Here is a 24475-nt window from a genome sequence, read left to right as displayed (position 1 = left end):
TTAGTTTACGGGCAAGGTGAATGTCGAGGGGCCGACGCCGCGACGGGGAGTCGCGGATAGCCTTCAAACGCCCGAAAATTGGGGACGATCCGAGGTTTCAGCCCCGATGACCCGGGCGACGGCGTTCACCACGGCGCCGATGCGCAGGGCGGCCTGGATCTGGACGGGCTCCACGCCCCGCCGGCGGAGCTCGGCTTCGTGGCTGTCGAGGCACGCGCCGCAGCCGTTGATCGCCGACACGGCCATGCAGCAAAGCTCGTAGGCGGTCGAATGATCGCGGCTGAAACGCAGGCGCGCGGGCAGATGCTCGTATTCGGTCGCGGTCATCAGGTGGACGGCGCGGAAATAGACATTGGTCATGGCCATGGTCGCCGCCGCCGTCTTGGCGTGGTCGAAGGCTTCCGGCGATAGGCCCGCCTCGCGCGCGGCCAGGGTGATGGCCAGCAAGGTCTCGAGTTCGCCGACCGCGCAGGCGCTGGCGACGAAGCAGCTCCACTTGGTCACGTCGTCCAGGACGGTCTCGCTGGCCAGGACCTCCAGATTGCGGGCGGTGTCCTTGGCGTAGGCGGGCAGCTGGGCGCGCAGGGCCTCGATCGGCATGGGAACGCTCCGTGGGGTCTAGAGCGGGCTTAGCATCTTGGGGAAAGGTTCGTCCCGGCCCGCGCCGCTGGGAGGGGAGACGCGGGCGGACCGGGATCGACGGGGTGGGGGTCCGGCGGCGGAGGGGGAGACGCGCCGGAACTTTTCCCGTGAGGAATGGAGTACGCCTCGGCCAGTCAGATAGCCAATCGATAGTTTTTGGCTTTCCGATAGATGAGGCCTATATCAAGGTCATGCTTCTCCCGACCCTTCGCCAGCTGCAGTACCTCAAGCTCCTGTCGGAGCACGGCTCGTTCAGCCGGGCCGCCGAGAGCGCCTATGTCACCCAACCCACCCTGTCGGCCGGCATCCAGGAACTGGAGAAGATCCTGGGCGCGCCGGTGGTCGACCGGGCGCGCTCGGGCGTGATCCTGACCGCCGCCGGCCAGGAAGCCGTTCGCCGGGCCGAGGACATCCTGGCGCGAGCCGAGGACCTGGTGCAGGCCGCGCGCGGCGCCGGCCAGCCGCTGGCGGGGCGTTTCCGCCTGGGCGTGATCCCGACCGTGGCCCCCTATCTGCTGCCGCGCGCCCTGCCCGTGCTGCGCGACCGTTTTCCGAAGCTGAAGCTGTTCCTGCGCGAGGACCTGACCAACCGCCTGATCACGGCGCTGAAGAACGGCGCCCTGGACGCGGCCCTGATCGCCCTGCCTTACGACATGTCCGGCCTGGACTGGGCCCATGTCGAGGATGACGAGCTGCTGGCCGCCGCGCCGGCCAACCACCCGATGGCCGCCTCGACCCGCGTCGATCCCGATAGCCTGCGAGGCGATGACCTGATCCTGCTGGAAGACGGCCACTGCCTGCGCGACCACGCCCTGGCGGCCTGTGGCCTGGAGCCGCCGCGCGGCGTCGGCGATGACGAGACCTTCGCGGCCACCTCGCTGCCGACCCTGGTGCAGATGATCGGCTCGGGTCTGGGCGTCTCGTTCCTGCCGGCCATGGCCGTGCATGCGGGCCTGACCGACAAGACGGCCCTGACGATCCGGCCCCTGGCGACCGAACATCCCAGCCGCGAGATCGTGGTGGCCTGGCGGGCCGGCTCGAGCCGCGGCGTCGAGGGCCGCCTGCTGGCCGAGACCCTGCGCGAAGCGCCCTAGCCCAAAATCCGATTTCCCCGGCGAACGCCGGGGCCCAGATCGTAGGGCGCTTGGGCTGATCGGAAGAGCGCTTCAGCCTTTGCGGTGGGCTCTGCGCTCTTCCATCTGGGTCCCGGCTTTCGCCGGGAAGATCGGTAGAGGGTCAGCGCGGCGCCAGCTTGATGCGGGCGGCCTGCTCGACCTTGTCGAGACCCTTCAGGGTGTCGTCGGTGCTTTCCAGCGTGGCGTTGAAGCCGCGCAGGTCGTGGGTGTCGATCTTGCGGACCGCTTTCTCGCGCGACCATTCCAGGCCGATCAGCTGACCCAGGCGGCAGGCCTTGGGCAGGATGGCCACGCGCTCCGACGGGCCGCCCTTGACCAGCAGCTTGCCGACGATGTCGTTCCAGTTCGGCGAGCCGGGCACGCAGAAGGCCAAGTGGTCGCAATTGCCGGTCCAGAACCGCTGGTACCAGCGCGCGTGCTCCGACGAGTCGTAGCGATTGGGCGAAACCCCGACCAGGCCCTGGCAGTCCGGGCGGACATAGGCCTGGGCCTGGGCGGCCTCAGCGACCAGCAGGCCCGTCGCCAAGGCGGCGAGGGCGACGAGCTTAAACCGCATGCGAAATCGGACCGTCGGCGCGTCCTTCGACGAACTGGCGGACATAGGGGTTGTCGGTCGTGCGCAGCTCGGCGGCCGGTCCGCGCCAGATGATCTTGCCCCCGTGCAGCATGGCGATCTCGTCGCCGATGGTCTGGGCCGAGGCCAGATCGTGGGTGATCGACACGGCGGTCGAGCCCAGGCGACGCACCTGGTTGGAGATCAGCTCGTTGATCGCCGCGGCCGTGATCGGATCCAGACCCGTGGTCGGCTCGTCGAAGAACAGGATCTCCGGCTGAGCGACGACGGCGCGGGCCAGGCCGGCGCGCTTCTGCATGCCGCCCGACAGCTCGGACGGGAAGCGGTCGGCGACGTCCGGGGCCAGGCGCACCTGCTCCAGAGCCTCGATCGCCCGCTCCTTGGCTTCCTTGCGCGGCACGCCGTCGGCGTTGATCAGGCGGAAGGCGATGTTTTCCCAGACGGTCAGGCTGTCGAACAGGGCCGCGCCCTGGAACAGCACCCCGACGCGGGAGAACAGCTTGCGGCGGGCGCCTTCGGACAGGTTGACGGTGTTCTTGCCGTCCAGCTCGATCTTGCCGGCGTCCGGGCGCATCAGGCCCAGAGCCGTCTTGATCGTCACCGACTTGCCCTGGCCCGAGCCGCCGATGATCACCAGCGACCGGCCGGGCGCGACCGACAGGTCGAGGCCGTCCAGGACCGGGCGGCCCTCGAAGCGCTTGCTGACGCCCTTCCAGGCGAGTTTCGGGATCGCGTCGGTCATGAGGCGTGCGTGAAGAGCGTGGTCAGGAGATAGTCCGAAGCGAAGATCAGGATGGCCGAGGAGACCACCGCGTGGGTGGTGGCCCGGCCGACGCCGCGCGCGCCGCCCTTGGCGTTGTAGCCGTGATAGCAGCCCATCAGCGCGACGATGAAACCGAACACGGCGGCCTTGACCAGGCCCGAGCCGATGTCCCAGCCCTGCAGGAAGTCCAGCGTGTTGCGGATGTAGACGGCGGAGCTGAAGTCCAGCACCCGCGTGGCGACCAGCCAGCCGCCGGCGATGCCGATGGTGTCGGCCACGGCGGCCAGCAGGGGCATCATCAGCACGCCGGCCAGCAGGCGCGGGCCGACCAGATAGCGGAACGGGTCGGTCGACAGGGTGCGCATGGCGTCGATCTGCTCGGTCGCGCGCATGGCCCCGATCTCGGCGGCGATGGCGGCCGAGACCCGGCCGGCCAGCATCAGCGACGCCAGCACGGGACCGAGCTCCCGGGTGATCCCCAGGGCCACGATCTGCGGCATCACCTGCTCGGCGTTGAAGCGCCCGCCGCCGGTGAAGATGTTCAGGGCGAGGGCCGCGCCGGTGAAGATGGCGGTCAGGCCCACGACCGGCAGCGAGAAGAAGCCGATGGCCACGAACTGGCGCATCAGCTGGCCGAAGAACCAGGGCGGGGTCAGGGCGGCGGTGACGCCGCGCACGGCGAACACGCCGACCGAGCCGACCATGCGCACGGCGCCCAGGGTCGACCGGCCTAAAGCCCGGACAGGATTGGTGGCGACCTTCCGGGCCGCCTCGCCCGCGGTCACGCTAGTAGCTCACGGCCGGTTGCGAAGCGGCCGGGGCCGGAGCAGCCGCAGGCGCCGCCGCGTCCGAACCACCGCCTTGCGGACGGATCACCGAGCCGATCAGGCCGAACAGGTCCACCGCGCCCTGGGTGTTCTCGATCTGGCCGCCCGGCTTGATGTCGTCCATGGCCGCGCCCGGGGCGATCGACACGTGGGCGCCGCCCAGGATGCCGTCGCTGGTGATCTTGGCTGTCGAATCCGACGGCAGCTTGACGGTCGGGTCGATGGAGAGCTTGGCCACGGCCAGGAAGGTCTTCGGCTCCAGCGTGATCTCCGAGACCGTGCCGACCTTGACGCCAGCCACGCTCACCGCCGCGCCGGGCGCCAGCGAACCGGCCTCCCCGAACTTGGCGGCGATCTCATAGTTGCCGCGCTTCATGTGGACGCCGCCCACGCTCAGCGAATAGGTCAGGAACCCCGCCGCCAGGGCGAGGACGACGACGCCCATGGCCGTCTCGGCCCATTGTTCGCGCAATGCCAAATCCCCTTAAATCTAGCCCCGGCCGCGCTATTTGCGCTTGCCGCCAGAAGAGCCCGAGCCGCTCTTCTGGAGTTGATTGATCAGCACGTCGATATTGCCGCCAGCGTTGTCGATGGTCGACACGAAGTCCTGCTGCTGGGTGATGGCCAGCCAGATGCCCTTGAACTGGACGTCGACGACCTTCCAGGTCTGGCCGCCGCCCAGCACGCGCCACGAGACCGGCAGGGGCTGGGTGATCTGGCCGCCCGAGATCACGGTCTTGACCGTGACGTCGCCCGGCTTGTTGACCACCGAACCGACCACCTTCAGCTGCTCGCCGCGATAGTCGTCGATGCGGCTCTGATAGACGTTCTCGGCATAGGTGCGGAAGATCGGCGTGAAGCGGGCGCGCTGTTCCGGCGTGATGGTGCGGGCGTACTTGCCCAGCACGAAGTTGGTGATGCGCGGCACGTCGGCCAGCTCGTCCACCGCCTGGCGGAAGACCTGGGCCTTCTGGCCGTCGCTCATGCCCTTGTTGGCCAGCACGGTGATCACGCGCTGAGCCTTGGTCTGGACGAAGGCCTCGGCGCCGGCGTCGCGGGCGCTGTTCTGGGCGAAGGCGGGAGCGGCGATCGCGGCGGCCCCGAAGAAAGCCAAAAGCGCGGCGTTGGCGCCGCGCCGGGTGGTGGTGTTGGTCATGGTCATACCGGTCATGGTTTGGGGGCCTCCGCCGGAGCGCCTTGGGGCGGCGCTTCCGGGGGCGGCGAGTCGAAATCGGGAAGCACCTCGGCGTCGCCGGTCGCTTCGCGCACGAAGGCCTCGCGATACTGGGTGTAGGCCGAACGGGTGGTGACGTACGGGTCGGCGGCGTCCTTCAGGGCCTGGAACGCCGGGTCGGTCTGGGCGCGCAGGTCGACGATGGTGACGCCGGTGCGGGCCTTGCCGAAGTCGGTGCTCAGCCCGCCGACATAAAACGAGACGGGATCGGTGAAGATGTCCAGCGCGCGGCCGACGCCGTCGCGGACGTTCAGCGGACCCATCAGCGGCACATAGACATAGGGGCCAGCCTTGGCGCCCCACTTGCCGAAGGTCTGGCCGAAGTCGGAGTCGCGGCGCGGCAGGTGCATCTTGGCGGCCACGTCGAACAGACCCAGCACGCCGACGGTCGAATTGACGATGAAGCGGGTGGTCGAGCGCGCCGCGCCCTTGGGCTTGCCCTGCAGCACCAGGTTCATGACGGTGTTGGGCTCGCCCAGATTATAGACGGCCGAGCTGACGCGGTTGCGGACCACGCGGGGCGTGACGGCCATGTACCCATGGGCGACCGGCGACAGGATCGCGCGATCCAGGCCCATGCCCAGCTTGAACGAGCCGCGATTGAAGCCTTCCCACGGATCGTTGGCGGTCTCGACCGAGGCGGTGGTGCCGACCGACTGGCCGGGGACCGCTTGATCTTGCGCGAGGGCCGGCGCGAACGTCGCCAGGCTGGCGGCCACGGCAAGCCCCGCGGCGGCGATGTGCCTGCCGGTCGCCTCGTGGCGCGGGCTTTGGTGCTGGTGGCTCAAGCTCATGCTCCTGCTTCTACACGCGGCATGTATTCACGCCGCAATCCGTATCAAGACTGATTACGTTGTATTTCGGTCACGCTCGGGGGCCTTGCTTCAAATCGCCCTCACTTGAACGGGCCCGCTCCAAAAAGAGAGCCCGTGGCGTCCCGTTTGATCGACACAATCAGATATATCTAAAATAGCTCTTGACGATCCGGTGATCCGATATATCTATCATTTCGATATAACGGAATAGGATCTAAATCACACATGTTTGGACGACATCATCACCACCGCGGTCACTGGCGCGGTCACGCCGACGAGCATCACGGCCGTCATCCCTTCGGCTTCCATGGCGGCCACGGTCATCACGGCGGCGGCCCGCGCGGTCGCGGCGGCCGGATGGGCCGGTTCTTCGATCACGGCGACCTGCGCTTCGTGGTCCTCAAGCTGATCGCCGAGAAGCCCAGCCACGGCTACGAGCTGATCAAGGCGATCGAGACGGCGGCCGGCGGCGCCTATACGCCCAGCCCGGGCGTGGTCTATCCGACCCTGACCCTGCTGGAAGAGCTGGGCTACGTCACCGCCAGCGACGCCGGCGGCGGCAAGAAGCTCTACACGATCACCGCCGAGGGCGAGGCCTTCCTGGCCAGCAACGAAGCCCCGGTCCGCTCGCTGTTCGAGCGCATGGCGGAGGCCGCCCAGGCCAGCGCCGCCTTCTCGCCGCAGATCCTGCGGGCCCGCGAGAACATCAAGACCGCTCTGCGGCTGAAGCTTCACGGCCAGCTGACGGCCGAGCAGATCGCGGCGGTGGCCAAGGTCCTGGACGACGCCGCCCAGGCGATCGAAGCCATCTAGGGGAGGGGAGCGCATGGAAAGCCACGCCCGCGTCGCCACCGACAAGGCGGCTCGCTACATGACCCAGCTGGCCAAGCACTGGGCCCACAAGTTCGAGGTCCGTTACGACGAGACCTCGGCCTTCTTCCCGCTGCCGGCCGGGACCTGCCGGATGACGGCTCACCCGGACGGTCTGGACATCACCGTCGAGGCCGCCGATCTCGAGGGCCTGGCCCGACTGGAAGACGTGGTGGCCAAGCACCTGGACCGCTTCGCCTTCCGCGAGGGCGAGCTGCAATACGGCTGGACCCGCGCCTGGCCGGCGGGCGGCATCGATCCGCGCGCCATGCGGATCAACGTGGTCCACTGATCTCTTGAGCTAGTGCAGGCCGCGCAGCAGGTCCATGCGGCGCATGGCCTTGCCGGGGATCTCGGAGATGCGGCCCAGGGGCAGGGACTCGGCGACCTGCCGGACGCCATAGACCGCGTGGCGGACCAGGGTCGGAACCGAGGGCGAGCCCAGGAAGCCGAACACCACCTTCTGCTGGGCGTTGGAAAGCTCGCGCTTGAAGCGGTAGTCGCCGGTGCCCAGGTCCAGGCGCGTATAGGGCGTGCCGTCCATGCTCTTCAGGATGTCCTGGAACAGCATCAGACCCGGCGAATAGCGCTCCAGGTCCGGATTGTGGGCGATCAGCCAGCCGTGGATCGTGTGCTGACCGCGCAGATGCAGGTGCACGGCGGCCAGGCGCTCGCCCAGGTGCAGGGTGTAGAGCCCGCCGCCAAACTCCGGGCCGCGCATCTGGAAGAGATCGTCCAGCAGCTTGTTGACCCAGGGCGTCTTGAAGAGGTCGGTCTGGTGGGTCAGCAAGAGCTGCACGCGCTTCCAGGCCACCAGCTGGTCGAAGGCCGCGCGACTTTCCGACATGGCGGTGAAGCGGCAGGGGCCGACCTCGCGCTCGGCCTTGCGGCGCTTCTTCTCGATGTCCTTCAGCACCCCGACGCCTGCGGTCTTGCGCTCGGCGGCGTAGGCCTCGTAGCCGTCCGGGGCCTCGACGACCCAGCTGTCGGCCTGGCCGCGGCCGTGGCGGGCCAGGGTCACGTCGTCGGCCATCATGTGGCAGAAGTCGATGCGGTGCGCGCCCAAGGCGGTCAGCAGGTCGCGCGGATCCATGGTGACGCCGGGCGCGGTGACCAGGGCCTGGTAGTCGCACATCGGCGCGCCGACGGGCATGGCCACATCCTGGCGGACGCGGGCGGGCAGGAAGCCGATGGCCTCGCCCTCGGCGCCGCGCTGGATGGCGACCCGGACCTCATGGCCCTTGTCGCCTTGAGCCCGGGCCACGGCCAGGGTCCATTGCGGGGACAGGAACGGCGAATCCAGTCGGCTCTGGCCACGTCGCAGCTCTTCCCACCGCGCGATGTCGGCAGGCGAGAGGTCCAGGGCTTTGACGACTTCGATAGGCACGGCGGTTGTCCCGACGGTTTTGTCGGGCGCATCCTGACGCCGATAACTTTCAGTAGGGTTGACGGCGCGGCGTTATCCGAAACGGCCGCGCCGCCTGGTCAGTCCATCAGCTTGCGGCTGAGATAGACATATTCCAGCGCCTGGCGGCGGGCGGTCTCGGCCAGGTTGGCGCTGGCGGCGTGGCCGCCGTCGATGTTCTCGTAATAGAGCACTGGGTAGCCCAACTCTTCCAACCGGGCCGCTGCCTTGCGGGCGTGGGCCGGGTGGACGCGGTCGTCCTTGGTCGAGGTCTCGATGAACACCTCGGGATACCTCTGGCCGGCCTTGAGGTTGGAATAGGGGTCGTACTTGGCGATAACGGCCCGCTCCGACGGTATGGCCGGGTCGCCATACTCGCCCACCCACGAGGCGCCGGCCCCGATCTGGCTGTAGCGGATCATGTCGAACAGCGGCACCTGCACGACGATGGCGTTGTAGAGTTCGGGCCGCTGGGTCAGGGCCACGCCCATCAACAGGCCGCCGTTGCTGCCGCCCATGATGCCCAGGTGTCGCGGCGAGGTGATCTTGCGGGTGATCAGGTCCTGCGAGACGGCGAAGAAGTCGTCATAGACCTTCTGGCGGTTGGCCTTCAGGCCCGCCTCATGCCAGGCCGGGCCGAACTCGCCGCCGCCCCGGATGTTGGCCACGACGTATGTGCCGCCGCGCTCCAGCCACAGCTTGCCCATCACGCCCGAATAGCCGGGAGTCATTGGCACCTGGAAGCCGCCGTAAGCGTAGAGCAGGGTAGGGGCCTGGCCGTCGTACTTGATGCCTTTCGGGCGCACGACGAAGTACGGAATCTTGGTCCCGTCGGTGCTGGTCGCCTCGAACTGTTCGACCACGTGGGTCGAGGCGTCGAAGCGGGCGGGCGAGGCCTTGATCTGCTCCAGCTTCAGCGACCCGGCGTCGGCCAGCCAGTAGGTGCTGGGAGCCAGGTAGCCGGTGACGGTGACGAACAGGCGCTCGTCCTTCTCGGCGGTCGAGCCCAGGCCGATGGCGCTGTTGGCCGGCAGGTCCAGGATCTGGGACGTCCAGCCCTTTGGGCCGTGGGTTAGCACCCGGGCCGCGCCCTTGACGTTGTCCAGCAGGCCCACGACCAGCTTGGTGCGGGTGGTGGTGACCTGTTCGACCGACTGCTTGGCGGTCGGGCGCAAGACCAGGGTCGCCACGGCCGTCTCCGGCGAAGCCTTCAGCTTGGCCAGGTCGTAGCTGATCAGGTCGCCGGTCTTGAAGCCCTTCCAGTCCTGCTCCATCAGCACGACCATCTGGCCGGCGACATAGCCCTGGATCGAGGCCTTCAGCGGCAGGTCCAGCTTCACCGGCTTGGGCCCGTCGATCAGGTAGGTCTCGGTCTCGAAGAAGGTCACGCCCCGGCTGGCCAGGGCCGCCACGAGCTTGCCGTCGCTGTCGCGCAGGACGAACGGGCTGACCGAGACGTCGGTCTCCACGCCCCGATAGACCTCGACCGCCTGGTCCAGGGCCTGGCCGCGCTTCAGGGTCTTCAGGACATAGGCGTAGCCGGACTTGGTCAGCTCGCCTTGTGTCCACTCGCGGGCGACCAGCAGGGTGTCCTTGTCCAGCCAGGTGTAGTTCTGCTTGCCCTCGGGCAGCACGAAGCCACTCGGCACGAAGCTCTTGGTCGTGGTGTCGAACTCGCGGACGGTCACGGCGTCCTTGCCGCCGTTCGACAGGGTGACCAGGCACCGCGTGTCCTCGGGCGGCAGGCACGAGGCGCCCTTGAACACCCAGTTGGCGTCCTCGGCCTTCGACAGCGCGTCGATGTCGAGGATGGTCTCCCAGGCCGGATCGGCCGTGCGGTAGCTCTCGAGGCTGGTCTTGCGCCACAGGCCGCGCACGTGGTCGGCGTCCTGCCAGAAGTTGCGCAAGGACCCGTCGCCGGCGAACGAGACGCCGGGCACGCGGTCCTTGGCGTTCAGGATCGCCAGGGCCTTGGCTTCCAGGTCCGCATAGCGCTTGTCGCCTTGCAGCACCGGCAGGGTCTTGCCGTTCTGGGCCTTGGCCCAGTCCATGGCGCGCGTCCCCTCGATCTCCTCCATCCAGAGATAGGGATCGTTCTTGCCCAGCTCGGTGAGCGGGGTGCGGGTTTCTTCGGCCTTGGGGGCCACGGACTTGTCGGCTTCGGCGGCGGTCGCGGGGGTGATGGTCATCAGGCTCGTGGACGCTAGGAAAACAGTCAGCAGCCTACGCACTTAGTGATCCATCAGCTGACGCGACAGGTAGGTGTAGTGCAGCGCCCACCGGCGGGCGTTGTTCTTGGGGTCCGCGCCGTTGGCGTGGCCGCCGTCGGTGTTCTCGAAATAGAGGTGGTCGACCTTCAGGTCATCCATCTTGGCGGCGAACTTGCGGGCGTGGCCCGGGTGGACGCGGTCGTCCTTGGTCGAGGTGGTGATGTAGGCCAGCGGGTATTTCACGCCCGCCTTCAGGTTCTGATAGGGGCTGTACTTCTCGATCCAGGCGCGTTCGGCCGGGATGGCCGGGTCGCCATACTCGCCGATCCACGAGGCACCGGCCGGCAGGTAGGTGTAGCGGATCATGTCCAGCAGCGGGCTTTCGACCACCACCGCGTTCCACAGGTCGGGACGCTCGGTCAGGGCGACGCCCATCAGCAGGCCGCCGTTCGAGCGGCCATAGGCGCCCAGGTGGCGCGGCGTGGTCGCCTTGTCGGCGATCAGCTTCTCGGCCACGGCGAAATAGTCGTCATAGGCGCGCTGGCGATTGGCCTTCAGCGCCGCCTCGTGCCAGGCCGGGCCGAACTCGCCGCCGCCGCGGATATTGGCCACCACGAAGGCGCCGCCGCGTTCCAGCCACAGCTTGCCGATCAGCGGGTCGTAGACCGGCAGCTTGGACAGGTTGAAGCCGCCATAGGCGTGCAGCAGGGTCGGGTTCTGGCCGTCCAGCTTCCAGCCCTTCTTGTGGACCACGAAATAGGGGATCGCCGTGCCGTCCTTTGAGGTCGCCGACTTCTGCTCGACCACCAGGTCCTTGGTCTCGAACTGGGCGGGGAGGGCCTTGACCGCCTGGGCGGTGGTCCCGGTCGCGTCGGCCAGCTTCAGCTCGGTCGGCGTGAGGAAACCCTCGTTGGTGTAGAAGACCTCGTCGCCCTCGTCGGAGTGCGAGACCAGGGCCACCGAGGCGTTGTCGATCACCGGCAGGGCCTGCGCCTTCACGCCGAACTCGCCGCGCATCTGCAGGCTGACCAGGCTGCCCCGGACATTGTCATACACCACGGCCACCACGCGGTGGTCGGTCACGGTCACCTGGTCGATCGACTGGCGCGGACCGGGGGTCAGCAGCTGGCAGGGATCGCAGCTATTACTGATGACGATCTCGTCGCCGGGCTTGCGCTCGTTGTTGACGATCATCCGGGCGGGCGAGGCCGCCACGATCGAGCCGGCCGGATAGGTCACGGTCTTCATGCCGGTGTTGACGGCCCACGGCTCCTCGATCTTCAGCACCAGCATGCCGTCGATCAGGCCGCGTACCCCGACCTTCTCCGGGATCGGCAGGCGCTTGGCCGCCTTGCCGTCCCACAGATAGGTCTCGTCGTGGAAGAAGTCGGTGGCGCGGGTCAGCAGCACCACGGTGTTGCCGGCCGCGTCACGCAGCACGTTCGGCCGGGCCGAGACGTCGGACGCTTGGCCGCGATAGACCTCGACCGCCTGGTCCAGGGCCTGGCCGCGCTTCAGCGTCTTGATCACGAAGCCGTAGCCGCTCTTCGTCGTCGTGCCCTCACCCCAGTTACGGGTCAGGATCAGGGTGTCGGGGTCCAGCCACTCGATCGACTGCTTGCTCTCGGGCAGCACGAAGCCGCCGGCGGCGGGATCGATGAAGGCCTTGGCAGCCAGGTCGAACTCGCGAACCGTCACGGCGTCCTTGCCGCCGTTCGACAGGTTCACCAGGCAGCGGTCATGGGTCTTGGGGCGGCAGTCGGCGCCCTTCCAGATCCAGTTCTTGCCCTCGGCCTTGGCCAAGGCGTCGATGTCGAGGACCGTTTCCCACTGGGGATTGGCGGTCTTGTAGGACTCCAGGCTGGTGCGCCGCCAGACGCCGCGCACGTGGGTCTCGTCCTGCCAGAAGTTGAAGACGTCCTTGCCGATGAAGTTGGGCATGGCGATCCGGTCCTTGCTGGACAGGATCTTCAGCGCCTGGTCCTGCAAACCGGCGAACCGCTTGTCGCCCGACAGGACCGGCAAGGTCTTGTCGTTCTGGGTCTTCACCCAGGCCAGCGAGTCGGGGCTTTCGACCGCCTCCAGCGCCAGGTGGGGATCGGTCTCCTGCGCGTACGCTGCGGTGGAGAGCATGGCGGCCAGGGCCGCGGCGGAACAGGTGCGGAGCAGGGTCATGCCGTAGACGGTATCCGAAAATTCCGCCCGCGCCAGAGCTTGGCAGGAACGTTTAGACCCCGTCGTCGGGAATGTTCAGCAGAACGCCGCACGCCTTGCAGTGGACGGCGTCCGGATCGTGCCGGCGCAGGCCGCAATCGTGGCACTGGTAGATCACCTTGTGCGGTCGCAGGATCGACTGGATCAGGCCGATGAACAGCGACACCCCGCCCAGCATCACCGCCATCGACAGCAGCTTGCCCCACACGCCCGGCAGGGTGACGTCGCCATAGCCGGTGGTCGTGAGGCTGGTGACGGTGAAATAGAGCGCGTCGACATAGCCGCTGATGCCCTCATGCCTCCCGGCGAAGCTCGTATAGACGAAGCCGGTGACCACGAAGACGAAGGTCGCTAGCGAGCTGGCCGCCCGGGTGATGTCCTCGACCCGGGTGTCGTCATAGCGCCGCCCGACCGTGCGCCAGAAGAACTCGCTGTGGATCAGGGTCCACAGCCGCACGACGCGCAGGAAACCGAAATTGAACAGCCAGGCCGGGAACAGCAGCGTGGCCAGCACGAAGAGATCGACCCAGACGATCGGCTTCTTCAGCCAGGACTTGATGTCGCCATGGGCGACGGCGCGGGCGGCCAGGTCCAGGGCCAGGAACGCCGCCACCCCGTAGTCGATCAGATAGAAGGTCAGGCCGTGTCGCTGCATCAGCGGCGCGGCGATGAAGAAGGCGATCAAGGCCAGGTCGATCAGGATGATCGCATAGCGGAACCGCACCGCCGCTGGCGAGGCGCCGTGATAGAGCGCCCGGAGGCGGGCGCGGAGACGCAGGTCCTCAGTCATGGCTGGAGACCAGCCGCAGCGGCGCGGCCTCGATAGGTGCGGTCGGCAAGCCGCCGACCAGGGCCAGGGCGGTCTCGTAGGCGCCGCCGAAGTCGATCCGGGTCACTTCATCGAGCCGCCGGGCCTTGGGCTGGGCGTCCCAGGCCGCGTCGGGTCCGATCTCGCGCAGCCAGACAACGCCGCCCTCCAGGCTGACGAACGCGCCGATGTGGACCTCCGCGTCACCGTAGACCGCAATGACGGGAAAGAGGTTGCCGGCGGTCGCCAGGATGTCCTCGACGCTGTTCAGCGCCACGGCCGGCGTCTCGGGCTGTGTCTGTCCCAGTTTCTCGAGCGCGGCCTCCACGAACTCGGGATAGGGCGCAGGCTGCAGGTTCTTGATCCCGTCGAGGCGATAGCAGCCGAAGCCGCTGAACCGCAGATGGTCACCGACCTCGCCCAGCATCAGGAAATCGGGCCCGATCCCGACCACATAGCCCCGCACCCAGCCGTCCTCGAACCGTCGGTGGAAGCGCGTCAGCCGGCGATCCCGCATGGCGCTGGCCAGCTGCTCGCGAATGTCAGTCGCCGTCATCTTTGCTGCGTCGTCCCGCTGCGGTGCAATTGCCGCTGCTTTCCACTATATAGCCCGGCCATGAGCCGCACCTTCCTGAAGATGAACGGGCTGGGCAACGACTTCGTCGTCATCGAGACCCAGACCCAGACCTTTGATCCGACGCCTGAGGAGATCCGCAAGATCGCCAAACGCGGAGACGGTGGTGTGGGCTGCGACCAAGTCATCGCCATCGATCCGCCCAAGGCGGCGGGCGCGTCGGCCTATGTGCGCTTCTGGAATTCCGACGGCGAGGAGACCGGCGCCTGCGGCAACGGCACCCGCTGCGTGGCATGGCTGCTGATGCAGTCGTCCGGCAAGGACGCCGTGGCCTTCGACACCGTCGCGGGCCGCCTGTCGGGCGTCGCCGCCGGTGAGAAGCTGGTGACGGTTGACATGGGCCAGCCGGGCCTGGACTGGACTCAGATCCCGTTGTCGGAAGAGATGAACACCGAGCGGGTTGAGCTGCAGGTCGGTCCGATCGACGCGCCGCTGGTCCACACGCCGGTCTGCGTCTCGATGGGCAATCCGCATGTGGTGTTCTTTGTCGACGCCCCGGTCAGCGACGCCTTCGCCACGGGCACTGGCTCGCTGGTCGAGCATCACCCGCTGTTCCCGGAAGGCGTCAATGTCGGCTTCGCCCACATCGCGGCGCGCGATCACATCCAGCTGAAGGTCTGGGAACGTGGCGCGGGCCTGACGCTCGCCTGCGGCACCGGCGCCTGCGCGGCCCAGGTCGCCGCCGTGCGTCGCGGCCTGACCGACCGCAAGGCGCGCGTCGAGTTCGAGAGCGGCTCGCTGACCATCGAATGGCGCGAGAGCGACGGCCACGTGATCATGACCGGCCCGATCACCATGGAATATGCCGGCAAGCTGCCCGAAGCGGTGGCCGCATGACCCATCCCGCCATCGCCGCCGGCAAGACCGCGGTCATCACCGGCGCCGCCGACGGCATCGGCCTGGCCGCCGCCAAGGCGTTCGGGGCGCTCGGCCTCAACGTCGTCATGGCCGACATCACCGGCCGCAAGCTGAAGCAGGAAGCCGAGGCCATCGGCGCCCTGGCCGTGCCGACCGACGTCGCCGACCGTACGGCGGTCGAGGCGCTGAAGGCCGCCGCGATCGCCGCCTATGGCTCGGTCGACATCCTGATGAACAACGCCGGGGTCGGTGGCGGCGGTGACGCCTTCGCCGGCGACGACGCCTGGAAGCGCATCCTCGACGTCAACCTGTGGGGCGTGATCAACGGCGTCCAGGTGTTCGGCGAGGACATGGCCAACAGCGGCAATGCGGGCCTGATCATCAACACCGGCTCCAAGCAGGGCATCACCCAGCCGCCGGGCGATACGGCCTACAACGTTTCCAAGTCGGCGGTGAAGTCGCTGACCGAGGGCCTGGCCCACACCCTGCGCGAGACAGAAGACTGCCAGGTCAGCGCCCACCTGCTGATCCCGGGCTACACCTTCACCGGCATGACCAAGCGCGGCCCGGGCGAGAAGCCCGCCGCCGCCTGGACGTCGGAACAGGTCGTCGAGTTCATGCTGGAGAGCATCGGCCGCGGCGACTTCTACATCCTGTGCCCCGATAACGACGTGCCGCGCGCGACCGACGAGAAGCGCATGGCCTGGGCCATCGGCGACATCATCGAAAACCGCCCGGCCCTGTCGCGCTGGCACAAGGACTGGAAGGACGCCTTCGCGGCGTTCATGGGCCAGTGACCACCTACACCGTCATCAAGGCGACCCCGAAGCCCAAGCCTGAAGTGGGCGAAGAGGGCGGTCCTGCGACCACGATGTCGGGCCCGGACGGCGTCGACGTCGTCACCTTCGGCTGCCGCCTCAACGCCTATGAGAGCGAGGCCATGCGGGCCCGCGCCGCCGCTGATGGTCTCTCGGACGCGGTGGTGTTCAACACCTGCGCGGTGACCAACGAGGCCGTGCGCCAGGCCCGCCAGGCGATCCGCAAGGCCCGCCGCGAGCGGCCGGGCGCGCGGATCATCGTCACGGGCTGCGCCGCCCAGGTCGATCCGACCGCCTTCGCCGCCATGCCCGAGGTCGACCTCGTGCTGGGCAACGCCGAAAAGGCCGCGCCGGGCGCGCTGACGGACACCTCGACCCGTGTGCGGGTCAACGACATCATGTCGATCAAGGAGACCGCCGGTCACCTGATCGACGGGCTGAAAGACCGCGCCCGGGCCTATGTCGAGGTCCAGAACGGCTGCGACCATCGCTGCACCTTCTGCATCATCCCCTATGGTCGGGGCAATTCGCGCTCGGCTCCGGCCGGCGAGGTCGTCGAGCAGGTCCGTAAGCTCGCGGCGGAAGGCTATCGCGAGGTCGTGCTGACCGGCGTCGATGTCACCTCGTGGGGGACGGACCTGCCGGGGACGCCGACCCTGGGCCAGTTGGTCGGTCGAATCCTTCGTATGGTTCCAGACCTCCCCCGCCTGCGGCTATCGTCGATCGACGCGGCCGAGATCGATCCCGATCTCTTCAAGCTGCTGGAGACGGAAGTCCGCCTGATGCCCTACCTGCATCTGTCGCTCCAGGCCGGCGACAACATGATCCTCAAGCGCATGAAGCGCCGCCACAGCCGCGAGGACGCGCTGAAACTGGTCGCCGAGGTGCGCCGCGTGCGTCCCGACACCGCCTTCGGCGCCGACCTGATCGCCGGCTTTCCGACCGAGACCGAAGAGGCGTTCCAGAACACGCTGGACCTGGTCGAGGAAGCGGGCCTGGCCTTCCTGCACGTCTTCCCCTACAGCGCCCGCCCCGGCACGCCGGCCGCGCGGATGCCGCCGGTGAAGGGCCCGCTGATCAAGGAGCGCGCCAAGCGGCTGCGCGAAGCCGGACAACGCGGCCTGGAGCGCCATCTCCAGCGCCAGGTCGGCCGCACCCTGCCGGGCCTGGTCGAACGCGACGGCGTCGCCCGCGCCGACGACTTCACCGAAATTCGTTTCACGGGCGAAGCGCCGCTGGGCGAGATTGTAACCTTCACGGTCACTGGCCATGACGGGGCTCACGTCATAGCGGAGCGTGTAAACTGATCCGGTCAGCCTGGGCTCTCTTTGCGATTGCCCTACTCACGGCCGCGCCAGCGCGCGCCGACGAGTCCAAGCCCGTGACGCTCAGCGTCATGACCTACAATGTCGAGGGCCTGCCCTCGCTGGTCCGCAAGGGGCGCGGCAAGGCGCTGAAGCAGATCGGCGCCGAACTCGCCGAGATGCGCGCCCAGGGCAAGGAGCCGGACGTCGTCCTGATCCAGGAAGGCTTCCGCGACGAGATCTGGGACCTGATCGACCAGGCCGGCTATCCGTACGTCGCCCGGGGGCCGCGCAAGGGCCAGCGCGACGAGAACTATCTGAAGAGCGAAAAGCCGGACTACCGGCGCGTGAAGTACCGCCGCCAGGGCGAGGGCTGGGGCAAGTGGGGCTCTAGCGGCCTGTGGGTGCTGTCCAACCACCCGATCGACTGGGTCAAGTCGCACGCCTATCGCTACTGCGCGGGCCTGGACTGCCTGGCCAACAAGGGCGTGATGCTGGTGTCGATCCAGGTCAAGGGCCTGCCGACCTCGGTCGAGATCGCCGACACCCATATGAATTCGCACGGCGCCTCGAAGGTGCCGCGCAAGCGCTACAACGAGGCCCACTTCCTGCAGACCCAGGAGTTGGGGCGGTTCCTGCAGGCCAGCCGCACGCCCGGCGCGCCGCTGATCGTCGGCGGCGACTTCAATGTCCGCCGCTCGCCCGACCGCTTCGACAAGATGATGAGCGACTATCCGTTCATGGTCGTCAGCCGCTGGTGTCACGAGAACCCGGGCAAGTGCGACACTCAGATCTCGTACACGGGCGAGGCTCCCTGGCTGAACACCCAGGACCTGATCGGCTTCCTCAACGGCGACGCGGTCGAGGTCATCCCCAAGGCGGTCGAGGCCACCTTCGACGGCGCCGACGAGCCAGTGCTGTCCGACCACAACGGTTACAAGGTCACCTTCAGGCTGACTCCCAAGGGCTGAGATCATGGGCTTGAGCGGGGGCTGCCAGTGCGGCGCGGTGCGGTTCAAGGTCGAGGGTGAGCCTGGCCGCGCGTCGATCTGCTGGTGCCGCATGTGCCAGAAGGCGTTCGCGGGTCCGTTCGGGGCGCTGGTGTCGGTGGACGTCGCGGGCCTGACCTGGACGCGCGGCGAGCGCGCGACCTTCCAGAGCTCGGACGCGGTGAAGCGCGGCTTCTGCGCCGCGTGCGGCACGCCGCTGACGTTCGAATACAGCGCCGAGAAGATCGACCTGTCGGTCTTCGCCTTCGACGACCCGTCGGCGGTGCAGCCGGTGGTTCAGTTGGCGATCGAGGGTCGGCCGACCTGGACCGAGCACCTCGCCGACATGCCAGTCCGCCCACCGATGGGACCGACTGGGCCGGTGGTCAGCCGGCAGCATCCGGATCACGACACCTGATCGTCTTCCCCATGGAACCCCGGCAGGCTCCATCCAAATCGGATCGCGCACGCTCGCAGCCCAAACGCCGCCACGAACCCCGCGACGCCCGCCGGCCAGAACGGCGCGCCGAGCAGTTGCAGCACCGCGAACACCCCCGCGCCCAGCAACGCGGCGGTGATGTAGATCTCCCGGCGCAGCAGCAGGTTCGGCTCCTCGGCCAGGACGTCGCGGATCACGCCGCCGAAGGCGGTGGTCAGAACCCCCATGACCACGGCGCTGAACGGGTGGACGCCCAGGCTGAGCGCCTTGGCGGTGCCGACCACGGCATAGGCGGCCATGCCCAGCGCATCCAACCACAGCAGGGCCCGGAACCGCCAGCCGCGCTTGCCCAGCAGCCAGACCACCGTGGCCGCCGCCAGGCAGGCGATGATGTAGCCCGGCCGCTGCACCCAGAAGACCGGCGCCCCGATCAGGAGGTCGCGCAGGGTGCCACCGCCTACGCCGGTGATGGCGGCGAAGAATCCGAAGGTGATGATGTCATGCTTGCGCCGGGCGGCCGCGAGGGCGCCGGTTGCCCCGAAAACGGCCACGGCGGCGTAGTCGAGCCAGAAAAGGGCGGTTCCAAGCGGGTCCAGGTGCACGTCCATGCCCGTACATCGCATGACGGCGCCGGTTCCGTGAACCATGCGCCGGTAATATCCGATTTACACTTTCGCCCGTTCCCCTAAAGGAGCGCGGATGAGCGATAAGCCCGAGCAGAAAAAAGGCTGGTTCCAGCGCCTCACGTCAGGCCTGACCCGGTCTTCCCAGCAGATGACCGAGCAGGTCACGGGGGTCTTCACCAAGAAGCCCCTGGACCAGGAGCAGCTGGACGCGCTGGAGGAGATGCTGATCGAGGCCGACCTCGGTCCGCAGATCGCCGCCCGCATCACCGAGGCCTTCGGCAAGGCCCGTTTCGGCAAGTCGTCGACCGACGACGAGGTCAAGGAGGCCCTGGCCGACCTGATCGCCGCCGAGCTGGCGGACCGCCAGGGCAGCTTCGACCCGCTGGCCGGTCCGCGCCCCTATGTCGTGCTGTTCATCGGCGTCAACGGCTCGGGCAAGACCACGACGCTGGGCAAGATCGCCGCCGACCTGACCGAGAAGGGCGCCCGCGTCCTGATCGCCGCGGGCGACACCTTCCGCGCCGCCGCCGTCGAGCAGCTGAAGGTCTGGGCCGACCGGGCCGGGGCCGACTTCATGTCCAAGCCGACCGGCTCCGACGCCGCCGCCCTGGCCTATGAAGCCGTCGAGCGCGCCAAGGCCGAGCACTATGACGTCGTGCTGATCGACACCGCCGGCCGCCTGCAGAACAAGCAGGGCCTGATGGACGAGCTGCTGAAGGTCATCCGTGTGGTGAAGAAGGTCGATCCCGACTACCCGCACGAGACCCTGCTGGTGCTGGACGCCACGGTCGGCCGCAACGCCCTGGCCCAGGAGAAGATCTTCGGCAACCAGGTCGGCGTGTCCGGGATTGTCATGACCAAGCTGGACGGCACCGCGCGCGGCGGGGTGCTGGTGCCGGTGGCGCGCGCTTCGGACAGCCCGATCAAGCTGATCGGCGTCGGCGAGGGCGTGGAAGACCTGCAACCGTTCGACGCCCGCGCCTTCTCGCGCTCCCTTGTCGGCCTGAAGGACTGATCCGTGAGCGAAGCGCCCACTGAGACCAAGAAGAAGAACAACGGCTGGGTCCGGACGGTCGTCGACTACGGCGCGGCCATCGCTTTCGGCGTCGCCTATTTCGCCACCAAGGATTTCCAGAAGGCCACCTGGATGCTGGTCGCCGCCTCGGCCCTGGCCCTGGTCATCGGCTATGCGGTCGAGCGCCGCGTGGCCCTGCTGCCGCTGTTCTTTGGCGGCATGGCGCTGATTTTCGGCACGCTGGGCCTGATCTTCCACTCCGACGTCTTCGTGAAGATCAAGGTCACGGTGATCAACCTGGCCCTGGCCGCCTTCCTGTTCGGCGGCGTCTTCACGGGCCGCCAGCCGCTGAAGCTGCTGATGGGCGAGGCCCTGCACCTGTCCGACGCCGCCTGGCGCACCCTGACCCTGCGCTATGGCGGCTATTTCGGCGTCGTGGCGCTGATGAACGAGATCGTCCGCAACACCCAGGACACCGACACCTGGGTGAAGTTCCGCCTCGGTCTGCTGCCTTTGGCGCTCGTGTTCGTCGCCACCCAGGTGCCCTTCATGATGAAGCACATGGCCAAGGACGACGAGCCGTCTGCCGTCGAACCGCCGGACGCCGGCTTCTAGGCCCGGGTATCCACCGTCCACGGACCGTTGTCGTCAAATCGACGTGTATTAGTGTTAGCGTTCATCCGTCGGCCGAGCGACGGCCGTGCGAAACGGGGGCGCGAGCATGGCCAAGAGCAAGGGTGAGAAGACGGTCGGGGGTCTCCTGGAGCGCTCGCCCAGCCACCTGCTTCACCGGGTCCTGCAACTGGCGCTCGACATCTATGCCGAGGAATGCGGCGAGGCCGGGGTGACCCAGCGCCAGTTCGCCGTGCTGGCCGCCGTGGCCGAGAACGAGGGCGTCACCCAGACGGCCCTGGTCCGCGCCACCGGCATCGACCGCTCGACCCTGGCCGACATGGTCGCCCGCATGATCACCAAGGGCCACCTGGAGCGTCAGCGCTCCAGTGAGGACGCCCGCGCCAACAGCGTTCGCCTGACCGACGCTGGCCGCGAAGCGCTGGAAACCATCCGCCCGATGGTCGGCATGGCCGATGCCCGCATCCTGGCCCTGCTGAAGCCGGGCAAGCGCGAGGGCTTCCTGGACCTGCTGTCGGACATGGCCGGCGCCGAACTGCACCCGGCCGAGCCCGAAGCCAAGGCCAAGAAGCCCAAGGCTCCGAAGGCTGAAAAGCCGAAGAAGGACAAGAAGCCCAAGAAGGACAAGGCCGCGAAGAAGGCGGCCTAAACCTCCGGGTTTAGACCACGATATTCAGCAGCGAGCCCGGGCGCAGGATCTTCTGCGGCTGGGCGTCCGGCTGCACGAACGGCTTCTGCGGCGCCTGACGCTGCTGCGGCTGGGCCATGGTCTGCATCTGCACCGTCGACGGCGCGACGGCCGGACGGGTCGGGGCCGCGTCGCCCAGGGCCGACTGGAAGAAGGCCGCGCGCGTCTGAGCGCCCGCGCCGCCAGACGGCGTGGAAGCGGGCTGCGACGGGACGGACGGCCAACCGGCGGGACGAACGTTGCTCATGACGCGGACTGTAACATGGTTAACGAACACTCGGCGAGTATGGTCAACGCGGAGTTAACAGGATAGGTCCGCGACCAGTGAGCGCACCCTTTCTGCTGGAGTCCCCGTGAGCCGGTACAAGATCGTCTTCCTGATCGTGCTGATCGCGGTCGGCCTGTTCATCGCCTCGGTCGTGGCCTCGATGTTCGCGACCAAGCAGAAGCTGACGAACGGCTACGAGCTGTCGGTGGGCGGCAAGGGCGAGGTCTGGATCCGCTCACCGGACCGCCAGACGCAGGTGACGGACGTGACCGCCGTCTGGATGTCCGCCGATCGCATGCTGGTCGAGCGCCGCACCGCCGACGACAAGCCGCCCTTCAAGGATCGCGACTGCGACTACCTGGTCGCCGAAGGGCGTGGCGCGCTGCATCCCGTCTCGACGACGGACGCGCAGGCCTTGGCCAAAACGCTGGAGCCTCGGGCCGGTTCGGCCCGCGCCTGCATCCGCTAGCGAGCCTTTTTCAGCAGGTCCTCGGCCACGTCTGGCGTCAGCGGACCGGTGTGCTTGGCCAGGATCACGCCGTCCGAGCCGATGAGATAGGTCTCCGGCACGCCGGTGACGCCGAACTCCAGCCCCGCGCGGCCGTCGCGATCGACCAGTCGGGCGGCGAACGGGTCGCCCATGCGGGTCAGGAAGGCCTGGGTGTTGGCCGGGGCGTCCTTGTAGGCGACGCCGACCACCTTCACGCCCTGAGCCTTCAGCGCCATCAGCTGCGGATGCTCGACCTCGCAGGGGGCGCACCACGAGGCGAAGAAGTTCACCAGGATCGGGCCTTCGGCGCTGCCCCGGATCGGGGCCGGGCGGCCGCTGTCGAGCTCGGGCAGGGCCAGGGCCGGCATCGGCTTGCCGACCATGGCGTGGGGCTGGACGTGAGGGTCGCGCTTGAGGGCGAAGCCGGCGAACAGCGCCGCCAGGGCGATCAGGATGACCAGCGGGGTGAAGGCCAGCCAGCGCTTCACTTGTTCTCGTCCAGTTCGGCCTGCAGGCGCTCGGCTTCGCGCTTCCAGCGGCGGGCGGTCAACAGGCTGTCGCTGATCATCCAGGCAAAGGCCAGGGCCGAAATCCCGAAGGCCGGCCACAGATAGACGGCGTACTTGCCAGCGTCGAAGTCGAAGCTCATCGTTCGCTCTCCGCCAATTTCATGGAGAGGCTGCGGGCCTTGCGCCGCCAGACCAGGGCGCGGATGCGGACCAGCCACAGGGCGCCGAAGCCGCCCAGATAGGCCAGGCCCATCAGCACAGCCGGCCAGGCATAGATGGCCGGCAGGCCGTCGCCGTCCTTGGCCATGAAGGTCGAGGAGCCCTGGTGCAGGGTGTTCCACCACTCGACCGAGAACTTGACGATCGGCAGGTTGATCAAGCCGACCAAGGCGAGAATGGCGGCGGCGCGGGCGGCCTTCTGCTCGTCTTCCAGGGCGCCGCGCAGAGCGATGTAGCCGAGATAGAACAGCAGCAGCACCAGCACCGAGGTCAGGCGCGCGTCCCACACCCACCAGGTTCCCCACATCGGCTTGCCCCACAGCGAGCCGGTGATCAAAGCCAGGGCCGTATAGACCGCGCCGATCGGGGCGCAGGCCTGGGCGGCGAGGTCGGCCAGGGCTTGGCGGAACACCAGCGCCAGGAAGCTGGCCACGCCAAGGCAGACATAGATGAAGAGGGCGATCGAGGCGGCCGGGATGTGGATGAACATCATCCGCACCGTGTCACCCTGCTGATAGTCCTCGGGGACCAGGAAGGTCATGACGAGACCAGCGACGCCAGCCAGCGCCGACAGCGCGCCCAGCCACGGCGCGGCCCACCGCGAGAAGGCCATGAACCGCTCGGGATTAGTCAGGAAGTCGAACGTGTGGCGCGCGTCCATGTCCGCTGCTTAGAGGCGCGCGGCGGCGCGGGCAATGGTCGTATGTCTACGGAAGAGGAGAAGGCGCGGCGGTTACAGGCCCGCCGCGCCTTCGTGCTCGGTCGGGGTCAGCCGACCTTGCGCTCGATGATGACCTTGCGATCGTCGCGCTTGATCATCGGGGCTCGCGTGTCGAAGCGGCGGACGAAGACATGCTGGTCGCCCTCGCCTTCGCCCATGCCCAGGATGTCGAAGGTCTTCTGCTGGGCCGGGGTCAGGGCCGTGTAGAAGGCGCGGGTGGCTTCGGCGCGCCTCTTCATGGCGTCGGCGGCCTTGGTCATGCGGTCCAGGCGCTCCAGCGTGGTCGGCGGCGTCCGTTCGGCGCGCTCCATCCTGTCGCCGTCCTTCTTGCCGTCCTTCACGACCTCGCGCTTTTCGATGACGAACTTCGGCGTGGTGGCCTCGACATAGGTCTTCAGGGCGCTGTCCTGGTCGCCGCGCAGCTGCAGGATGTCGCGCAGGCGCTGGGCGCGCTTTTCCGGATCGGCATGGCGGTCGCCGTGCATGAACATCATGTCCGGCCCCATCGCCATCATCATGTCCATCGGGGGCAGGGGCGGCATCGGCGGGAGCGGGGCTTCCGGCGGCGGAGGAGGCGCGGGCGGGGGCGGCGGGACCTGGGCCAGGGCCGAGCCGGCGATAAGGGTGGTGACGGCGCCCGCGAGCGCCAGGCGGGTAAGCGTTTTACGCATGGTTGTGAGCTCCCTGTCGTAATGATGACGGGGAGCTTGGCCATCGGCTTATGGCGCGAAAATGTCCGAGTTCATGAACAATGTTCAATGTTTGA

The 24475-nt window shown here is 68.0% G+C and carries 29 protein-coding genes and 1 pseudogene; 12 read left to right on the top strand and 18 right to left on the bottom strand.

From position 1 onward, the window contains the following. Positions 1–63: 63 nt before the first annotated feature. Complete coding sequence (gene ahpD, locus AC07NI_RS13915) at positions 64–600, bottom strand: alkylhydroperoxidase, AhpD family (protein ID WP_494619982.1); 537 nt, start codon at positions 598–600, stop codon at positions 64–66. A gap of 233 nt (positions 601–833) precedes the next feature. Between ahpD and AC07NI_RS13910 the strand changes: the two genes are divergently transcribed. Beyond that, on the top strand, positions 834–1736 hold the full coding sequence (locus AC07NI_RS13910) for a hydrogen peroxide-inducible genes activator (protein ID WP_494619980.1): 903 nt from the start codon (positions 834–836) through the stop codon (positions 1734–1736). A 142-nt stretch (positions 1737–1878) separates the two neighbouring features. Here AC07NI_RS13910 and AC07NI_RS13905 read toward each other — a convergent pair whose 3' ends face one another. From AC07NI_RS13905 to AC07NI_RS13880, 6 genes are read right to left on the bottom strand one after another with little or no spacing between them, the layout of a single operon-like run. Further along, positions 1879–2334, bottom strand: coding sequence for a hypothetical protein (locus tag AC07NI_RS13905; RefSeq protein ID WP_494619977.1), 456 nt, complete (start codon positions 2332–2334; stop codon positions 1879–1881). Further along, positions 2324–3094 carry an ABC transporter ATP-binding protein gene (locus AC07NI_RS13900; RefSeq protein WP_494619975.1) on the bottom strand — a complete coding sequence of 257 codons (771 nt, stop codon included), beginning with the start codon at positions 3092–3094 and terminating at the stop codon, positions 2324–2326. The genes AC07NI_RS13905 and AC07NI_RS13900 overlap by 11 nt, the downstream gene beginning before the upstream one ends. Next, positions 3091–3900 carry an MlaE family ABC transporter permease gene (locus AC07NI_RS13895; protein WP_494619973.1) on the bottom strand — a complete coding sequence of 270 codons (810 nt, stop codon included), beginning with the start codon at positions 3898–3900 and terminating at the stop codon, positions 3091–3093. Before AC07NI_RS13895 ends, AC07NI_RS13900 begins: the two co-directional genes overlap by 4 nt. 1 nt (position 3901) lies before the next feature. Next, positions 3902–4420: an outer membrane lipid asymmetry maintenance protein MlaD gene (gene mlaD, locus AC07NI_RS13890; RefSeq protein ID WP_494619971.1), complete on the bottom strand. Its 519-nt coding sequence runs from the start codon at positions 4418–4420 to the stop codon at positions 3902–3904. A gap of 27 nt (positions 4421–4447) precedes the next feature. Continuing rightward, positions 4448–5113, bottom strand: a complete 666-nt coding sequence (locus AC07NI_RS13885) for an MlaC/ttg2D family ABC transporter substrate-binding protein (protein WP_494619969.1) — start codon at positions 5111–5113, stop codon at positions 4448–4450. Beyond that, on the bottom strand, positions 5110–5970 hold the full coding sequence (locus AC07NI_RS13880; RefSeq protein WP_494619967.1) for an MlaA family lipoprotein: 861 nt from the start codon (positions 5968–5970) through the stop codon (positions 5110–5112). Before AC07NI_RS13880 ends, AC07NI_RS13885 begins: the two co-directional genes overlap by 4 nt. Before the next feature lie 246 nt (positions 5971–6216). Between AC07NI_RS13880 and AC07NI_RS13875 the strand changes: the two genes are divergently transcribed. Then, the gene (locus AC07NI_RS13875; RefSeq protein ID WP_494619965.1) at positions 6217–6804 is read left to right on the top strand and encodes a PadR family transcriptional regulator; all 588 of its coding nucleotides are present in this window, start codon (positions 6217–6219) and stop codon (positions 6802–6804) included. A gap of 13 nt (positions 6805–6817) precedes the next feature. Next, a complete protein-coding gene (locus AC07NI_RS13870) occupies positions 6818–7153 on the top strand; it encodes a DUF2218 domain-containing protein (protein ID WP_494619960.1) in 336 nt (111 codons plus the stop codon). Between the two features lie 9 nt (positions 7154–7162). Here the strand turns inward: AC07NI_RS13870 and AC07NI_RS13865 are convergent, their stop codons facing one another. The 5 genes and pseudogenes from AC07NI_RS13865 to AC07NI_RS13845 all read right to left on the bottom strand — a co-directional run bounded on the left by AC07NI_RS13865 (position 7163) and on the right by AC07NI_RS13845 (position 14054). Beyond that, complete coding sequence (locus AC07NI_RS13865; protein ID WP_494619959.1) at positions 7163–8248, bottom strand: GNAT family N-acetyltransferase; 1086 nt, start codon at positions 8246–8248, stop codon at positions 7163–7165. A 98-nt stretch (positions 8249–8346) separates the two neighbouring features. Then, positions 8347–10455 (bottom strand): prolyl oligopeptidase family serine peptidase, encoded by a 2109-nt coding sequence (locus AC07NI_RS13860; RefSeq protein WP_494619954.1) that lies wholly within the window; start codon positions 10453–10455, stop codon positions 8347–8349. 42 nt (positions 10456–10497) lie between these two features. Further along, positions 10498–12665 (bottom strand): annotated as a pseudogene (locus AC07NI_RS13855) (prolyl oligopeptidase family serine peptidase). Between the two features lie 38 nt (positions 12666–12703). Further along, the gene (locus AC07NI_RS13850) at positions 12704–13480 is read right to left on the bottom strand and encodes a potassium channel family protein (RefSeq protein ID WP_494619951.1); all 777 of its coding nucleotides are present in this window, start codon (positions 13478–13480) and stop codon (positions 12704–12706) included. Beyond that, positions 13473–14054: a hypothetical protein gene (locus AC07NI_RS13845; RefSeq protein WP_494619947.1), complete on the bottom strand. Its 582-nt coding sequence runs from the start codon at positions 14052–14054 to the stop codon at positions 13473–13475. Before AC07NI_RS13845 ends, AC07NI_RS13850 begins: the two co-directional genes overlap by 8 nt. A 60-nt stretch (positions 14055–14114) precedes the next feature. Between AC07NI_RS13845 and dapF the strand changes: the two genes are divergently transcribed. The 5 genes from dapF to AC07NI_RS13820 all read left to right on the top strand — a co-directional run bounded on the left by dapF (position 14115) and on the right by AC07NI_RS13820 (position 18519). Continuing rightward, on the top strand, positions 14115–14969 hold the full coding sequence (gene dapF, locus AC07NI_RS13840; protein ID WP_494619945.1) for a diaminopimelate epimerase: 855 nt from the start codon (positions 14115–14117) through the stop codon (positions 14967–14969). Next, a complete protein-coding gene (locus AC07NI_RS13835; protein ID WP_494619941.1) occupies positions 14882–15787 on the top strand; it encodes an SDR family NAD(P)-dependent oxidoreductase in 906 nt (301 codons plus the stop codon). The genes dapF and AC07NI_RS13835 overlap by 88 nt, the downstream gene beginning before the upstream one ends. Then, a complete protein-coding gene (gene mtaB, locus AC07NI_RS13830) occupies positions 15784–17115 on the top strand; it encodes a tRNA (N(6)-L-threonylcarbamoyladenosine(37)-C(2))-methylthiotransferase MtaB (RefSeq protein WP_494619939.1) in 1332 nt (443 codons plus the stop codon). Before AC07NI_RS13835 ends, mtaB begins: the two co-directional genes overlap by 4 nt. A gap of 74 nt (positions 17116–17189) precedes the next feature. Further along, a complete protein-coding gene (locus AC07NI_RS13825) occupies positions 17190–18083 on the top strand; it encodes an endonuclease/exonuclease/phosphatase family protein (protein WP_494619937.1) in 894 nt (297 codons plus the stop codon). A 4-nt stretch (positions 18084–18087) separates the two neighbouring features. Continuing rightward, positions 18088–18519, top strand: a complete 432-nt coding sequence (locus tag AC07NI_RS13820; RefSeq protein WP_494619935.1) for a GFA family protein — start codon at positions 18088–18090, stop codon at positions 18517–18519. Here AC07NI_RS13820 and AC07NI_RS13815 read toward each other — a convergent pair. Continuing rightward, positions 18507–19148, bottom strand: coding sequence for a trimeric intracellular cation channel family protein (locus AC07NI_RS13815; RefSeq protein ID WP_494620536.1), 642 nt, complete (start codon positions 19146–19148; stop codon positions 18507–18509). The genes AC07NI_RS13820 and AC07NI_RS13815 overlap by 13 nt on opposite strands. A gap of 91 nt (positions 19149–19239) precedes the next feature. Here AC07NI_RS13815 and ftsY point away from each other — a divergent pair, with 91 nt between their 5' ends. The 3 genes from ftsY to AC07NI_RS13800 all read left to right on the top strand — a co-directional run bounded on the left by ftsY (position 19240) and on the right by AC07NI_RS13800 (position 21463). After that, on the top strand, positions 19240–20181 hold the full coding sequence (gene ftsY / locus AC07NI_RS13810) for a signal recognition particle-docking protein FtsY (protein WP_494619933.1): 942 nt from the start codon (positions 19240–19242) through the stop codon (positions 20179–20181). 3 nt (positions 20182–20184) lie between these two features. Beyond that, a complete protein-coding gene (locus AC07NI_RS13805) occupies positions 20185–20796 on the top strand; it encodes an inner membrane-spanning protein YciB (RefSeq protein ID WP_494619930.1) in 612 nt (203 codons plus the stop codon). Positions 20797–20902: 106 nt separating this feature from the next. Further along, positions 20903–21463 (top strand): MarR family winged helix-turn-helix transcriptional regulator, encoded by a 561-nt coding sequence (locus tag AC07NI_RS13800; protein WP_494619924.1) that lies wholly within the window; start codon positions 20903–20905, stop codon positions 21461–21463. 10 nt (positions 21464–21473) lie between these two features. On the opposite strand, the gene AC07NI_RS13795 is transcribed toward AC07NI_RS13800, so the two are convergent. After that, positions 21474–21749, bottom strand: a complete 276-nt coding sequence (locus AC07NI_RS13795) for a hypothetical protein (RefSeq protein ID WP_494619922.1) — start codon at positions 21747–21749, stop codon at positions 21474–21476. A gap of 106 nt (positions 21750–21855) precedes the next feature. Here AC07NI_RS13795 and AC07NI_RS13790 point away from each other — a divergent pair, with 106 nt between their 5' ends. Next, the gene (locus tag AC07NI_RS13790; RefSeq protein ID WP_494619920.1) at positions 21856–22239 is read left to right on the top strand and encodes a hypothetical protein; all 384 of its coding nucleotides are present in this window, start codon (positions 21856–21858) and stop codon (positions 22237–22239) included. Here the strand turns inward: AC07NI_RS13790 and AC07NI_RS13785 are convergent. The 4 genes from AC07NI_RS13785 to AC07NI_RS13770 form a co-directional block, all read right to left on the bottom strand. Then, complete coding sequence (locus tag AC07NI_RS13785) at positions 22236–22748, bottom strand: DsbE family thiol:disulfide interchange protein (protein WP_494619918.1); 513 nt, start codon at positions 22746–22748, stop codon at positions 22236–22238. The two genes, AC07NI_RS13790 and AC07NI_RS13785, sit on opposite strands and share 4 nt — an antisense overlap. Next, on the bottom strand, positions 22745–22909 hold the full coding sequence (gene ccmD, locus AC07NI_RS13780; RefSeq protein WP_494619916.1) for a heme exporter protein CcmD: 165 nt from the start codon (positions 22907–22909) through the stop codon (positions 22745–22747). The genes AC07NI_RS13785 and ccmD overlap by 4 nt, the downstream gene beginning before the upstream one ends. Continuing rightward, entirely contained in the window at positions 22906–23649 is a 744-nt protein-coding gene (gene ccmC / locus AC07NI_RS13775; RefSeq protein ID WP_494619912.1) for a heme ABC transporter permease CcmC, read from the bottom strand. The genes ccmD and ccmC overlap by 4 nt, the downstream gene beginning before the upstream one ends. A 107-nt stretch (positions 23650–23756) precedes the next feature. After that, positions 23757–24380, bottom strand: coding sequence for a Spy/CpxP family protein refolding chaperone (locus AC07NI_RS13770; protein ID WP_494619910.1), 624 nt, complete (start codon positions 24378–24380; stop codon positions 23757–23759). Positions 24381–24475 lie beyond the last annotated feature (95 nt).

It is taken from the genome of Caulobacter sp. GW821-FHT10E02 (genome assembly GCF_059415225.1).
The sequence above is the reverse complement of the archived record's forward strand: the minus strand, read 5'-3'. Positions and strand labels throughout refer to the sequence as shown.

Excerpts from the sequence above, each read along its gene's own strand:
- ahpD (WP_494619982.1), bottom strand. The coding sequence starts at position 600 with ATGCCGATCGAGGCCCTGCGCGCCCAGCTGCCCGCCTACGCCAAGGAC.
- AC07NI_RS13910 (WP_494619980.1), top strand. The coding sequence starts at position 834 with ATGCTTCTCCCGACCCTTCGCCAGCTGCAGTACCTCAAGCTCCTGTCG.
- AC07NI_RS13905 (WP_494619977.1), bottom strand. The coding sequence starts at position 2,334 with ATGCGGTTTAAGCTCGTCGCCCTCGCCGCCTTGGCGACGGGCCTGCTG.
- AC07NI_RS13900 (WP_494619975.1), bottom strand. The coding sequence starts at position 3,094 with ATGACCGACGCGATCCCGAAACTCGCCTGGAAGGGCGTCAGCAAGCGC.
- AC07NI_RS13885 (WP_494619969.1), bottom strand. The coding sequence starts at position 5,113 with ATGACCGGTATGACCATGACCAACACCACCACCCGGCGCGGCGCCAAC.
- AC07NI_RS13880 (WP_494619967.1), bottom strand. The coding sequence starts at position 5,970 with ATGAGCTTGAGCCACCAGCACCAAAGCCCGCGCCACGAGGCGACCGGC.
- AC07NI_RS13875 (WP_494619965.1), top strand. The coding sequence starts at position 6,217 with ATGTTTGGACGACATCATCACCACCGCGGTCACTGGCGCGGTCACGCC.
- AC07NI_RS13870 (WP_494619960.1), top strand. The coding sequence starts at position 6,818 with ATGGAAAGCCACGCCCGCGTCGCCACCGACAAGGCGGCTCGCTACATG.
- AC07NI_RS13860 (WP_494619954.1), bottom strand. The coding sequence starts at position 10,455 with ATGACCATCACCCCCGCGACCGCCGCCGAAGCCGACAAGTCCGTGGCC.
- AC07NI_RS13850 (WP_494619951.1), bottom strand. The coding sequence starts at position 13,480 with ATGACTGAGGACCTGCGTCTCCGCGCCCGCCTCCGGGCGCTCTATCAC.
- AC07NI_RS13845 (WP_494619947.1), bottom strand. The coding sequence starts at position 14,054 with ATGACGGCGACTGACATTCGCGAGCAGCTGGCCAGCGCCATGCGGGAT.
- dapF (WP_494619945.1), top strand. The coding sequence starts at position 14,115 with ATGAGCCGCACCTTCCTGAAGATGAACGGGCTGGGCAACGACTTCGTC.
- AC07NI_RS13835 (WP_494619941.1), top strand. The coding sequence starts at position 14,882 with ATGGCGCGAGAGCGACGGCCACGTGATCATGACCGGCCCGATCACCAT.
- AC07NI_RS13820 (WP_494619935.1), top strand. The coding sequence starts at position 18,088 with ATGGGCTTGAGCGGGGGCTGCCAGTGCGGCGCGGTGCGGTTCAAGGTC.
- AC07NI_RS13815 (WP_494620536.1), bottom strand. The coding sequence starts at position 19,148 with ATGGACGTGCACCTGGACCCGCTTGGAACCGCCCTTTTCTGGCTCGAC.
- ftsY (WP_494619933.1), top strand. The coding sequence starts at position 19,240 with ATGAGCGATAAGCCCGAGCAGAAAAAAGGCTGGTTCCAGCGCCTCACG.
- AC07NI_RS13800 (WP_494619924.1), top strand. The coding sequence starts at position 20,903 with ATGGCCAAGAGCAAGGGTGAGAAGACGGTCGGGGGTCTCCTGGAGCGC.
- AC07NI_RS13795 (WP_494619922.1), bottom strand. The coding sequence starts at position 21,749 with ATGAGCAACGTTCGTCCCGCCGGTTGGCCGTCCGTCCCGTCGCAGCCC.
- ccmD (WP_494619916.1), bottom strand. The coding sequence starts at position 22,909 with ATGAGCTTCGACTTCGACGCTGGCAAGTACGCCGTCTATCTGTGGCCG.
- ccmC (WP_494619912.1), bottom strand. The coding sequence starts at position 23,649 with ATGGACGCGCGCCACACGTTCGACTTCCTGACTAATCCCGAGCGGTTC.
- AC07NI_RS13770 (WP_494619910.1), bottom strand. The coding sequence starts at position 24,380 with ATGCGTAAAACGCTTACCCGCCTGGCGCTCGCGGGCGCCGTCACCACC.